This is a genomic window from Aeromonas sp. S41-2, assembly GCF_027705845.1.
Lineage (GTDB): Bacteria > Pseudomonadota > Gammaproteobacteria > Enterobacterales > Aeromonadaceae > Aeromonas > Aeromonas hydrophila.
On record NZ_JAPDCG010000001.1, the window covers coordinates 730932 to 743790 of the forward strand.

13 protein-coding genes are annotated in these 12859 nt (G+C 60.7%); 1 reads left to right on the forward strand and 12 read right to left on the reverse strand.

What is annotated here, in order from left to right:
- Window positions 1-11 precede the first annotated feature (11 nt).
- From OKC44_RS03300 to dinB, 4 genes are all read right to left on the reverse strand, one after another.
- Complete coding sequence (locus OKC44_RS03300) at window positions 12-644, reverse strand: alpha/beta fold hydrolase (protein WP_270811027.1); 633 nt, start codon at window positions 642-644, stop codon at window positions 12-14.
- Window positions 637-1557 carry a transcriptional regulator GcvA gene (locus tag OKC44_RS03305; protein WP_005303519.1) on the reverse strand — a complete coding sequence of 307 codons (921 nt, stop codon included), beginning with the start codon at window positions 1555-1557 and terminating at the stop codon, window positions 637-639. Before OKC44_RS03305 ends, OKC44_RS03300 begins: the two co-directional genes overlap by 8 nt.
- Window positions 1558-1840: 283 nt before the next feature.
- Window positions 1841-3982, reverse strand: coding sequence for a methyl-accepting chemotaxis protein (locus OKC44_RS03310; protein ID WP_270811030.1), 2142 nt, complete (start codon window positions 3980-3982; stop codon window positions 1841-1843).
- 68 nt (window positions 3983-4050) lie between these two features.
- Window positions 4051-5103 (reverse strand): DNA polymerase IV, encoded by a 1053-nt coding sequence (gene dinB, locus OKC44_RS03315; protein ID WP_270811032.1) that lies wholly within the window; start codon window positions 5101-5103, stop codon window positions 4051-4053.
- A gap of 132 nt (window positions 5104-5235) precedes the next feature.
- On the opposite strand from dinB, the gene OKC44_RS03320 reads away from it, so the two are divergent.
- Window positions 5236-5448, forward strand: coding sequence for a hypothetical protein (locus OKC44_RS03320; RefSeq protein ID WP_065476210.1), 213 nt, complete (start codon window positions 5236-5238; stop codon window positions 5446-5448).
- Window positions 5449-5537: 89 nt separating this feature from the next.
- On the opposite strand, the gene nqrM is transcribed toward OKC44_RS03320, so the two are convergent.
- The 8 genes from nqrM to OKC44_RS03360 are packed head-to-tail and all read right to left on the reverse strand — an operon-like array spanning window position 5538 to window position 12638.
- A complete protein-coding gene (nqrM, locus tag OKC44_RS03325; RefSeq protein ID WP_011705066.1) occupies window positions 5538-5762 on the reverse strand; it encodes a (Na+)-NQR maturation NqrM in 225 nt (74 codons plus the stop codon).
- An 11-nt stretch (window positions 5763-5773) separates the two neighbouring features.
- Window positions 5774-6814: an FAD:protein FMN transferase ApbE gene (locus OKC44_RS03330; RefSeq protein WP_011705065.1), complete on the reverse strand. Its 1041-nt coding sequence runs from the start codon at window positions 6812-6814 to the stop codon at window positions 5774-5776.
- A 3-nt stretch (window positions 6815-6817) separates the two neighbouring features.
- Window positions 6818-8041, reverse strand: coding sequence for an NADH:ubiquinone reductase (Na(+)-transporting) subunit F (gene nqrF / locus OKC44_RS03335; RefSeq protein ID WP_011705064.1), 1224 nt, complete (start codon window positions 8039-8041; stop codon window positions 6818-6820).
- Between the two features lie 17 nt (window positions 8042-8058).
- Window positions 8059-8655: an NADH:ubiquinone reductase (Na(+)-transporting) subunit E gene (gene nqrE, locus OKC44_RS03340; RefSeq protein WP_005303538.1), complete on the reverse strand. Its 597-nt coding sequence runs from the start codon at window positions 8653-8655 to the stop codon at window positions 8059-8061.
- Between the two features lie 3 nt (window positions 8656-8658).
- Entirely contained in the window at window positions 8659-9291 is a 633-nt protein-coding gene (locus tag OKC44_RS03345; protein WP_005303545.1) for an NADH:ubiquinone reductase (Na(+)-transporting) subunit D, read from the reverse strand.
- Entirely contained in the window at window positions 9284-10072 is a 789-nt protein-coding gene (locus OKC44_RS03350) for a Na(+)-translocating NADH-quinone reductase subunit C (RefSeq protein WP_270811035.1), read from the reverse strand. The genes OKC44_RS03345 and OKC44_RS03350 overlap by 8 nt, the downstream gene beginning before the upstream one ends.
- Window positions 10062-11291 carry an NADH:ubiquinone reductase (Na(+)-transporting) subunit B gene (locus OKC44_RS03355; RefSeq protein ID WP_011705062.1) on the reverse strand — a complete coding sequence of 410 codons (1230 nt, stop codon included), beginning with the start codon at window positions 11289-11291 and terminating at the stop codon, window positions 10062-10064. The genes OKC44_RS03350 and OKC44_RS03355 overlap by 11 nt, the downstream gene beginning before the upstream one ends.
- A gap of 3 nt (window positions 11292-11294) precedes the next feature.
- On the reverse strand, window positions 11295-12638 hold the full coding sequence (locus tag OKC44_RS03360) for a Na(+)-translocating NADH-quinone reductase subunit A (RefSeq protein WP_011705061.1): 1344 nt from the start codon (window positions 12636-12638) through the stop codon (window positions 11295-11297).
- Between the last annotated feature and the right edge of the window lie 221 nt (window positions 12639-12859).

Sequence of the window (12859 nt, forward strand, 5' to 3'; positions counted from 1 at the left end):
CATCCTCACGTTTACGTCGGGATGGTCGCGATGAAGTTCTTGATCTGCCCGGCCGCCTGCCGCAGGTTCTCCTGCTCGCTCACCCCGCTGCTCTTGCGCGGTTTGAAGCCATGATCACCATCGGTCAGCCAATGGACCGATACGGCGGGTGAGAAGGGAAAATCAGCCAGTTCGGCACGGTTTCCGAAAGTATCGCGCTCCCCCTGCAACAGCAGGGTCGGCGTCTTGATCTGCTTGAGCACGTCACCCCGCCAGCGTTCGGGGTTGGCCGGGGGGTGGAAAGGATACCCGAGAATGAGCAATCCTGCAGCATTCATCTCGTCCTCGCCATCCTGATAGAGTTCGGCCGCCATCCGCCCGCCCATCGACTTGCCAGCCAGAAACAGCCGGGGATGAGCAAACGCCTTCGCCATCTGGCGCCAGTGCGCCAGCAGCACGGGTTGCCTGTCCGGTGGTCTGCGTTTGCCATCCAGCGCACGCTTGCTCATGTAGGGGAAATTGAAGCGCACCACCTCGATGTCCGGCCCGGCCAGCAGGCGTGACAGCTCGGCCAGAAAGGCGTGCTCCATGCCCGCGCCGGCGCCATGGGCCAGCAGAATGCGGACAGGGGCATCGACAGTCCCCTCCCGGATCACCTCATGCATCGGCCAGCCGTGCCCGGCGACGGGCCTCCTCCTGCTCCACCAGCTCCAGCATCCAGTCGCGGAAGGCCACTATCTTGCCCTGATCGGACTGCTGCTCCTGACACACCAGATAGAAGGCGTTCTTGCTCACCAGCACCTGCTCGAACGGGCAGATGAGGCGGCCGGCCTCTATTTCGGGCTGGGCCAGCACGCTGTGGCCAAGGGCCACCCCCTGGCCGTGAATGGCCGCCTGGATCACCATGGTGGAGTGGCTGAAGATGGGCCCCTGATTGACGTTGGGCGCATCGATGTCGAGCTGGCGAAACCAGGCCTTCCAGTCGCGGCGCGAGGTGTCGTGCAGCAGGGTGTGGCGGGTCAGATCGTCCGGGGTGCGCAGCGGCTTGGGGCCGGTCAGCAGCAGCGGCGAACAGACCGGGATCAGATACTCGGTGTGCAGCTTGTCGGCACGCAGCCCAGGCCAGTTGCCACGACCGTAATAGATGGCCACGTCCACATCGTCGGTGAGCGAACCCTCGTCCATGTCCACCGCCTTGATCCGCACATCGATGTCGGGGTGGCGCTCGCTGAACTTTACCAGCCGCGGCACCAGCCACTGGATGGCGAAACTCGGCTGCAAAGAGACGGTGAGCGCCCCCTTGGCGCTGCGCGCCAGCAGCTTGTCGGTCGCCTCCGAGATGGAGGTGAAGATGTCCTTGATGTCGAGGAAGTAGCCCTGCCCCTCCTCGGTCAACAGCAGGGAGCGGTTCTTGCGGCGAAACAGCTTGATGCCGAGGTACTCTTCCAGCGCCTTGATCTGGTGACTGATGGCAGCCTGGGTCACGAAAAGCTCTTCCGCAGCCCGGGTGAAGCTTAAATGACGAGCCGCGGCTTCGAATGCTTTCAGTGCATTGAGCGGGGGTAAACGACGAGACATGAGACCAGCCGACGATGAGTTTTTCTAATGGGCCGCATTATAATTTGTCGGTTGCGGGTCGACCAGTGAATAAACATAATTCGCTTCGCAATCCGTTGTCATATGGCTCACTTTTTCTCTTCCATGTTGGTTTACATGTGATTTTTGTGAGTCACTGGACTGCGATTGTGGTGTTGTGTTTCTTCCTCTGCGGGAAGAGGGGTTTAAATCGGACCGATTTAACCCAGTCTGTCATCTGAATGTGTTTGGCGCCTCCGGTTGGATGGCGCCTTTTTTCTTATCCCTATACCTTGAACTGCCCTACCAGTTGCTGCTGCTTGTCGGCCAGCGCCGACAACTCGCGACCGTTTTCGGCGGAGCTGGCCGCCTCGGCACGGATGGTGTGGCTCACGTCGCGAATGTTGCTGACGTTGCGATTGATCTCGTCCGCCACCCCGCTCTGCTCCTGCGCCGCCCTGGCAATCTGCTCGTTCATCTGATGGATGGTCGCCACCGCGTGGATGATCTGCTCCAGCACGCTGACCGACAGATCCACCTTGGTGAGCGTCAGATCCGCCTGGCTGTGGCCAGTCATGATCGCCTTCACCACGGCCTCGGTACCGGACTGCAGCTGGCCGATGAGGGTCTGGATCTCGACGATGGCGTTCTGGGTGCGACCCGCCAGATTGCGCACCTCGTCCGCTACCACCGCAAAGCCACGGCCCTGCTCACCGGCCCGCGCCGCCTCGATGGCAGCATTGAGCGCCAGCAGGTTGGTCTGCTCGGCGATCCCCTGGATCACCACCAGGATGTCGTTGATGTTCTCGCTGTTGGCCGACAGGTGCTCCACCACCGGCTTGGCGTCGCTGATCACCGCCATCAGCTTGCGCATCGCCTCCTGGGTATCGGCCACCACGTACTTGCCCTCCTGCGCCGCCGTATCGGCCTGGTTGGCCGCGGCCACCGCCGAGTTGGCATTACCCGCTACCTGGAGGGCGGTGGCGCTCAGCTCCTCGAACGCGGTCGCCACCAGATCCACCTCCTGATACTGGGCCTGCATGCCGGCACTGGTACGCTCGGCGACGCTGGCGGCCTGTTCGGCGCTGGCCCGGGTGCCGGCGACAGTATCGATCACCTGGCTGATGGTGCTCTGCAGTTTGTTGAGGAAGCTGTTGAACCACTTGGCCAGCTCGCCAATCTCGTCGTCACGGCGCAGCTCGATGCGCTGGGTGAGATCCCCCTCGCCACTGGCAATGTCCTTGAGGCGGGCGACCACGGCGCGGATGGGGGCCACTATCTGGTGGGCCATTAGCCAGATGCAGATCAGCGCGACCGCCGAGATGAGGCTGCCGATGAGCAGCTGGGTCATCACGCTGCGGCTGGCCTGACCGGAGAGGTCGTCCTGCAGTTGGAGGGCCGACGCCAACACCACGCTGCGCGGCAGTTCGATGTAGATGCCCCATTTCTGCTCGGTGCCCCGCATCTTGACCGGCACGAAGGTCTGTAGCAGGGTCCCGTCGGGACTCCAGCGGCTGCTGACCTGCCCCTGACCCAGCCAACCTTGCAGCTCGCCGGCCAGGGTCTGATACTGCTGGCCGAGCGGGCTGCCCAGGGTGACGTCAAAGCCGTCCACGCCGGCGACACGGCCCTGGCTGCTGACCAGCAGCACCTTACCCTGCCCCTCGTAGAGCTCCTGATCCATCTCCTTGACCAGGCTTTGCAGCGCGGTCAGCGAGATATCCACGCCGACCATGCCGAGCAGCTTCTCTTGCTCCAGCAGGGGCACAGTCACCGAGGTCATCAACACCTTCTGCGAGCCCACATCATCGAGGTAGGGTTCCAGCAGGCAGAGCGCCTTGCTGCGGATGCTGCAGCGATACCACTCGTTCTCCACCCCGCCGGCCGCCGTCGGACTCTCGTCCGCCAGCACGGATTCGTTTTGTACCTCGGGTTCTATCTTGCCGTCGACCCGCGCCCAATAGGTGGAGAAACGGCCCTGATCGTTGGAGCCCAGTGCGCTGGAGCCATGATAGTTGCTGTCTTCACCGTCGAGCTGATCCGGCTCGAACACCGCATAGACGCCGAGCAGGTTGTCAGAGGAAGCGGCCGCATCGTGCAGCTGCTGATTGACGGCGGTACGCAGCGTTTCGGAGGAGCCGAAGTTGTCGGCCGCATTCTTGCGCTGGAACAGGATCCCCTGCCCCAGCAGGGTGGCCCGGAAGTAGGCCTCGTCCAGATAGCTGGTCACCTTGGCCGCCTGCTCCGAACCCATCGCCTTCATCCAGTTTTCGGCCGCACTCTGGGCTTCCGCCGTGGTGGAAGTCAGCACCTGATCCTGCATGTTGGCAGCACTGAAGAGGGAAGAGGCCACCAAGACTCCGGCACTGGCCAACAAACAACAACCGGCGATCAGGGTGATCCGCCCCTGAACAGAAAGAGAACTCATGCCACCATTTCCTAGCTTTTTACAGATGTGATCAGTGTATCGGTTTTAGAAACAAAAACTTAACCTTATCACGCTAAATCCAGGGCAAGTTGGTTCACTTCACCGGCTGCGGGCAGGCCGACCACCAATCCCAGTAGCCGAATGGGTTTGCCCTGCGCCCGCAGCAAGCCTTCGTGCAGCAGATCGTGAAACCGCTCCGGCTGGTAACCGCCGCGCCGGTAGACGGTGGTCTGCTGAAAATCGGCGAACTTGAGCTTGATCCCCTGCCCCATCAGCTGATCCTTGCCGTGGCTGACCGAGAAACGCTGCTCCAGCTCGGGGATGAGCTGGCTGAGCACCTGCCAGCAGGCGGCCTCATCCAGCACGTCGCTGGCGAACGTCGTCTCCACCCCGATGGTCTTGCGCACCCGCTGGGCCTGCACCGGCTGCTCGTCGTGGCCCCAGATCCGCCCGGCCAGCATCTCCCCGAGCTTGCCGAAACGGGCGATCAGCTCCTCGTTGCCGAGCTGGCGGGCATCTTCGCAGGAGTAAAGGCCGAGCGACTCCAGCCGATCCGCGGTCTTGCGACCGATGCCGGGCAACTTGCCAAGCGGCAGCTGGCGCACGAACTCATCCACCTCCTGCGGGCGGATCACGAACAGGCCGTCCGGCTTGCGCTGCTCGGAGGCGAGCTTGGCCAGAAACTTGTTCGGCGCCACCCCGGCCGAGGCGGTCAGCCCCAGCTCGGTGCTGATCGCGGCGCGGATCTCCGCCGCCATCAGGGTGGCACTGCCGCCACAGCAGGGGCTCATCGTCACGTCGAGATAGGCCTCATCGAGGGAGAGCGGCTCCACCTGCTCGGTGTAGCGCAGGAAGATGGCCCGCAGCTGGCGGGAAACCTCCTTGTAGACCGCCATCCGGCCGGGAATGAGCACCAGCGGCGGGCAGAGCTTGCGTGCCAGACCGCTCGGCATGGCGGAGCGCACCCCGAAGCGGCGCGCCACATAGTTGCAGGTCGAGATGACGCCGCGCCTGTCCGCCGAGCCGCCGATGGCCAGCGGCACCTCGCGCAGGGCCGGGTTGTCCCGCATCTCTACCGCGGCATAGAAGCAGTCCATGTCGATGTGAATGATCTTGCGCATACCACTGTACGAATAAACAGGTAACCTGCCTATGCTAACCCAGTGCTGCCATTTCTGCCATCGGCATGAAATGAGGGTCAGATATAGACTCTTAAGGCACCATTGGTTAGCGCATCATGCAAGGAGGGTGAGATGAAGATAGGTTGGCTGGGATTGGGGCTCTGCCTGCTGGCACAGCCGGGCAGCAGCAAGGACAACCCGACCGCCGAATGCAGCTGGCTGTATGACCGCATCGCGGCGCTGGAACAGGCCATCAAACAGGGCGACGAGCTGGGCACCCGGGAGGAGCTGGCACGCTGGCGGGACGAGTTCAAAAAGAAAGCCTGCCAGCAATACGACTACTGAGCCTTTTGCAAAAAAAAAACGGGCTGACCATCAGGTCAGCCCGTCGCTTATCCGGTACGGGGTCGAGGACAACTCGGCGCCCTGTCCGCTCAGATGATCCGGTTCTCCGCCAGCATCTTGCGACGGGCCTCTTCCTTGGCCATCTTCTTCTTGCGGTTGTCACAGGGTTCCGGACAATCACACTCTTTTTCGATACCTATGCTGCCGAGCCCGCCGCAGGAGCCGGAGATGGTCTTCTTCTGGAAGATGTAACCGATGGCCATGGCCACCACTACCGCCAGAAATACCCCGAAGGTGATCAAAAAAATCTGCATGTTACCGCCCCTTATTTTCTAACCAGATACTGTTTGAAGGCATCGGAGTAAGACTCCTCGAAGCCATCATCCGTCTTGGTGATCACAAAGATAGCCAAGCCCCGCTCCTTGGCATAGGCCAGGCTCTTCTCGGGCCCGAGCACCATGAACACGGTCGCCAGCCCGTCTGCGGTCATGCAGGAGGGGTGAATGACGGTCACCGACACCATCCGATGCTGGATCGGCTTGCCGGTCATGGGATCGATGGTGTGGGAGAAGCGCTTGCCGTCCAGCTCGTAATAGTTGCGGTACTCGCCCGAGGTAGCCACCCCGTTGTCACCGGCCACGATCACTTCCTGCACCGAACCGGCGTTGGCGGTCGGCTTCTCGATGGCGACGCGCCAGGGGTGCCCCTTGCCGTTGACGCCGTTGATCCGCAGCTCGCCACCGATCTCCACCAGATAGTTGCGCGAGCCCATGGACTCCAGATACTCGGCCACCTTGTCGACCCCAAAGCCCTTGGCGATGGCGGAGAGATCCACATAGAGATCCGGGATGTCCTTTTGCAGGGTATCGGCATCGGCCGAGGTGATCACGTGCAGATTGCCGAGCCCGGTCTTCTGGCGGGTCTGGGTGATCAGCTCGTCGGAGGGCATCTTGGTCGGTCTGGCATCGGGCCCGAAGCCCCACAGATTGACCAAGGGGCCGACGGTGACGTCCAGCGCCCCGCGGCTCTCACGGCCAATGTGAATGGCCTCGGTCACCACCCGCGCGGTATCGCGGGAGACCACCACCGGCGTTGAGCCGCGATGCTGGTTGAAGCGCGACAGCTCGGAATCCGGGCGGTAGGTCGACATCTGATCGTTGACCCGCTCCAGCAGCACATCGACTTCGGCCTGGAACTTGGCGGGATCCGTGATGACGCTGTCCGCCACCTTGATGGAGTAATAGGTACCCATGGTGCTGCCGGTGATGTGGATCTCCGGCTTCGATTGGACCGTTTGTTCCTGACCGCACCCAGTCAAGAAAAAGGCTAGCCCGAAGGCTAGCCAGGTCTTTACAACACTGTGCATTGATTAACCACCAAAGTCATCCAGCAGGATGTTTTCGTCTTCAACACCGAGGTTTTTCAGCATGTTGATGACGGCAGCGTTCATCACGGGAGGCCCGCACATATAGAACTCGCAATCTTCCGGCGCCTCGTGGTTCTTGAGATAGTTCTCGAACAGCACGTTGTGGATGAAGCCGGTGTAGCCGTCCCAGTTGTCTTCCGGTTGCGGATCGGACAGGGCGACGTGCCACTGGAAGTTGTCGTTCTCGGCCTGCAGCATGTCGAAGTCTTCGACATAGAACATCTCGCGCTTGGAACGGGCACCGTACCAGAAGCTCATCTTGCGCTTGGTCTTCAGACGGCGCAGCTGATCGAAGATGTGGGAACGCATCGGCGCCATACCGGCACCACCACCGATGAACACCATCTCGGCATCGGTGTCCTTGGCGAAGAACTCGCCGAACGGACCGGAGATGGTCACCTTGTCGCCAGCCTTCAGGCTGAAGATGTAGGAGGACATTTGGCCGGGAGGGGCCGTCCAGTTGCTCGGCGGCGGGGTCGCGATCCGCACGTTCAGCATGATGATGCCGAACTCTTCCGGATAGTTGGCCATAGAGTAGGCACGGATGATCGGCTCGTTGACCTTGGACTCCAGCTCGAAGATCTTGAAGCGATCCCAGTCACCGCGATACTCCTCGGGAATATCGAAGTTCTTGTACTGCACGTGGTGAGCCGGCGCTTCGATCTGGATATAACCACCGGCGCGGAACGGTACGCTCTCGCCATCCGGGATCTGCAGCTTGAGCTCCTTGATGAAGGTGGCCTTGTTGTCATTGGAAATGACGGTACAGTCCCACTTCTTCACCCCGAAGATCTCTTCCGGCAGTTCGATGTCCATGTCGGAACGAACGGTGACCTGACAGGCCAGACGCTCGCCGTGACGGGCTTCGCCCTTGCTGATGTGATCCAGCTCGGTCGGCAGGATATCGCCGCCGCCGGATTTTACCCGTACCTTGCACTGACCACAGGAGCCGCCGCCGCCGCAGGCGGAGGAGACGAAGATACCGCTGCCGGCCAGCACGCCGAGCAGCTTGCCACCCGCCGGGCTGGTCACAGCCTTGGCCGGGTCGCCGTTGATGCTGATTGTCACGTCACCGGCGGTCACCAGCTTGGACTTGGCGAACAGAATAACTGCCACCAAGGCCAGCAGGATCACGGTGAACATGACCACACCCAGAATAATTTCCATCTATATTTCCTTTCCGATTACAGGGAAATACCAGAGAAGGACATGAAGCCCAGCGCCATCAGACCCGCGGTGATGAAGGTGATGCCGAGGCCGCGCAGGCCTTCCGGAACATCGGAATACTTCATCTTCTCGCGGATCCCCGCCATCGCGACGATGGCAAGCATCCAGCCGGCACCCGAACCCACGCCATAGACCACGGACTCAACGAAGTTGTAGTCACGCTGTACCATGAAGGAGACGCCACCGAAGATGGCGCAGTTCACGGTGATGAGCGGCAGGAAGATACCGAGCGCGTTGTAGAGAGCCGGGAAGTACTTGTCCAGCGCCATCTCCAGGATCTGCACCAGTGCCGCGATCACCCCGATGAAGGTGATGAAGCTCAGGAAGCTGAGATCCAGGCCGGAAACCAGAGCACCGTCCTTGAGGACGTAGTTGTAGATCAGGTTGTTGGCCGGGACGGCCACGGTCTGAACCACGATAACGGCGATCCCCAGGCCCATGGCGGTCTTGACCTTCTTGGACACCGCCAGGAAGGTACACATCCCCAGGAAGAAGGAGAGCGCCAGGTTCTCGATGAAGATCGAGCGAATCAACAGACTGATATAGTGTTCCATACCTTAATCCTTCGCCTCCACCTGCTTGGGATCCTTGGTGCGTACGCCCCAGATGATCAGACCAATGATGAAGAACGCACTCGGCGGCAGCAGCAGCAGGCCGTTGGGCACATACCAGCCGCCATTGTTCACCAGCGGCAGCAGTTCGATGCCAAACCAGGTACCGGAGCCCAGGATTTCACGCACGGTGGCCACGGTCAGCAGCACGGCGCCATAACCCAGGCCGTTGCCGATACCGTCCAGGAAGGAGGGCAGCGGGGCACTCTTCATGGCATAGGCTTCGGCACGCCCCATCACGATACAGTTGGTGATGATGAGGCCGACGAACACCGACAGCTGCTTGGAGATGTCGTAGGCATACGCCTTGAGCACCTGGTCAACCACGATAACCAGCGAGGCAATCACCGCCATCTGGGCGATGATCCGCACGCTGTTCGGGATCTGGTTGCGGATCAGGGAGATGAACAGGTTGGAGAAGGCGGTGACCGCGGTAACGGCCAGCGTCATCACGAACGCCGTCTTCATCTGGCTGGTAACGGCCAGCGCGGAACAGACCCCCAGCACCTGCAGTGCGATGGGGTTGTTGCCGAGCACAGGCGTCAACAGCAACTTTTTCATTTCGCTCTTGTCAGCCATTGTTGATTTCTCCTGCACGAACCTTGGCCAGGAAAGGACCGAAGCCCTTGGGACCCATCCAGAAGTCGAAGGTATGCTGTACGCCGTTACCGGTCAGGGTCGCGCCGGACAGGCCGTCGATCTCATGCTCGGAACCAGCCGGAGCATGACCCTTGATCACCCGCAGTGCCGGCATGCCATCCTGATCGAACAGCTTCTTGCCGACGAACAGCTCGCGCCAGGCCGGATTTTCGATCTCGCCGCCCAGACCCGGGGTTTCACCGTGGTCATAGTAGGTGATGCCCTTGATGGTCTGGCCATCGGCCGCGACTGCCACGAAGGCGTACATGGTGGACCACAGACCCTGGCCGTAGATCGGCAGGATGATGTTGTCGACCTTGCCCTCGGCATCTTTGGCGAAGAACACCGGGATCAGTTTGGAGATCTGACGCAGGCCGGCCTTGTCGTCGACCGGGGCCAGACGAATGCTCTTGGCCGGGTCTTTTGCCGCCAGCTTGGTATCGAAGTTGTCGGCATCGCCGTCAACGAACTCACCGGTAGTCAAATCGACCAGACGCGCTTCAATCTTGTCACCGTACAGCTGGGCCAGATCGCGCTTGGCCACGCTGCTGATGTCGACACCGGCGACGGACAGAATGTTGCTTTGCTTGTCCAGCGCCCGGTTTTCCAGCTGGGCCGGACGCAGTCCCACGGCGGCCACGGAGACCACGATGGAGCAGACCAGGCACAGACCGGTCACTATGGTGAGGGTGCCGACAGTAGAGTCTTTATTAAACGCCACGAGCGATCCTCCGCTTGATGTTCGCCTGCGCCACGAAATGGTCAAACAAGGGGGCAAACAGGTTGGCAAACAGAATGGCCAGCATCATGCCTTCCGGGAAGGCGGGGTTCACCACCCGGATCAGCACCACCATCACCCCGATCAGGGCGCCATACCACCACTTGCCCTTGTTGGTGAAGGCAGCGGAGACCGGATCGGTCGCCATGAAGGCCATACCAAAGGCGAAGCCGCCCAGCACCAGATGCCAGTGCCACGGCATGTTGAACATGGGGTTGGTATCGGAACCGATGACGTTGAACAGCAGGGAGGTCGCAACCATGCCGATCATCACACCGGCGATGATGCGCCAGGAGGCGATCCGCATGTAGACGATCATGGCCGCACCGATGAGGATCATCAGGGTGGAGACTTCACCGATGGAACCGGGCAGGTTGCCAAGGAAAGCATCCATCCAGCTGATGGTCTGGCCGGTGGCACCGTTGATCAGCGCCATCTGGCCGCCCTGGGCCCACTGGCTCAGCGCGGTGGCACCCGAGTAGCCGTCGACGGCAACCCAGACTGCATCACCGGAGATCTGGCCCGGATAGGCGAAGAACAGGAAGGCACGACCCGCCAGCGCCGGGTTCAGGAAGTTCTTGCCGGTACCACCGAACACTTCCTTGGCCAGCACCACACCGAAGGTGATACCCAGGGCAGCTTGCCACAGGGGCAGCTCGGGCGGCACGATCAGCGCGAACAGGATGGAGGTCACGAAGAAACCTTCGTTGATCTCATGCTTGCGCACCATGGCGAACAGCACTTCCCAGAAACCACCCACCAGGAACACGGTCAGGTAGATGGGCAGGAAGTGGGCAGCACCGATCAGCATCTTGCTGCCGATGCCGGCAACGGCCGGATCCAGCGAAGCGCCCAGCAGGGTGGCGATGGTGTATTGCCAGGTGTCGGCACCGGCAGCCGTGCCCAGATGGGCGATGGCGGCGATGGATTGGTTGCCGACGTTGTACATGCCCCAGAACATGGCCGGGAACACGGCCAGCCACACCATGATCATCATGCGCTTCAGATCGATCGCATCACGGACGTGGGCGGCATTGCGGGTCACGGAACCCGGGGTATAAAACAGGGTGTACGCCGCTTCGAACAGGGCATAGTACTTGGCGTACTTGCCACCCGGCTCGAAGTGATGTTCCATATTTTCAAGAAGTTGCTTGAAACTCATCGCTTAACCTTCCAGTTCGATCTTGGTCAGGCACTCACGCAAGACTGGGCCGTACTCGGTCTTGCCGGGGCAGACGAAGGTACAGAGCGCCAGATCTTCCTCATCCAGCTCCAGACAGCCGAGTGCTTGCGCATTGTCGGTGTCGCCGGAGACCAGATCCCGCAGCAGCAGGGTCGGCAGGATGTCGAGCGGCATCACGCGCTCATAGTTGCCGATAGGCACCATGGAGCGATCACTACCGTTGGTGGTGGTAGTGAAGTTGATGAGTTTGCCCTTCATCAGGTGAGAGAGGGTGGTACGGGTGATGGAGAACTTGCTGGCGCTGGGATTGACCCAACCCAGGAACTCTTTCTCGCGACCTTCACCCAGTACGCTGACCTGATTGTGGTAGCGACCCAGGTAGTCATGTACCCCTTCGGCCTTGGCACCGCTCAGCAGGGAACCGGAGATGATGCGATTCTCGTCCGCACGCAGCTCGTTGTTGGTCAGCTGGCTGATGCAGGCGCCCATGCGGGTGCGCAGCAGACGCGGTTTGACCACGTTCGGGCCAGCCAGCGCGATCACCTTGTCGGTAAAGATCTGACCGGTGGTGAACAGCTTGCCGTAGGCGATCACATCCTGATAGTTGATGTGCCACTGCACTTTCTTGGCACCAACCGGGTCCAGGAAGTGGATGTGGGTACCGGGCAGACCGGCAGGGTGCGGGCCGACGAACACCTCTTCCTTGACTTGCGCCAGGGAAGCGTGCGGCAGGCTCGCCTCGCCCTTGCAGACGTAGACGGTGCCATCGGTCAGACGAGTCAGCACGGCCAAACCGTCGAGGAAAGCCTGGGCCTGTTCCTTGATGATCAGCTCCGCACTGGCAGCCAGCGGGTTGGTGTCCATGGCGGTGACGAAGATGGCGCGAGGGGTGGAACCCACGGCCGGCACCTTGCTGAACGGGCGGGTACGCAACGCGGTCCATTGGCCGGACGCGACCAGGATCTCCTGCACCTTGCTGCGCTCGAGCTTGGCCAGCTCGGCAGACGCAAAGTGCTCGAAGGTCACCTGCTCGTCGGACCCATCGATATCGATGACAACGGATTGCAGAATGCGCTTGGCACCCCGGTTGATCTCTGAAACCACACCGGTGGCGGGGGCCGTGAATTTAACGCCGGGATTCTTCTTATCTTCGAAGAGCTCCTGACCTTTAATGACGCGATCACCTACTTTGACAAACATAGTAGGACGCATCCCCACGAACTCTTCGCCGAGTGTAGCAACACGGGTGATGGCCGGGCCATCGTAGATTACTTGCTCCGGAGCACCCAGCACGGGGATGTCCAGTCCTCTTTTAATTGTAATCATACTCACTTGCACTACCGTTAAGGGAAGACAGGTTGGTTAGCGCCGAGAAATACATCACGACGAGTTGTTGAATGAGCCCGTTGATGTTGCGGAATGATGTCGAAGAAACAAACAAATCAGCAACATACAGGGTCATTCAAAAGCGCCTGAGTTTACCACTTATGGCAAGTTGCCTGCCATGCAAAATGGGGAAAATCCCCGCTCTATCACAAAATCATCGA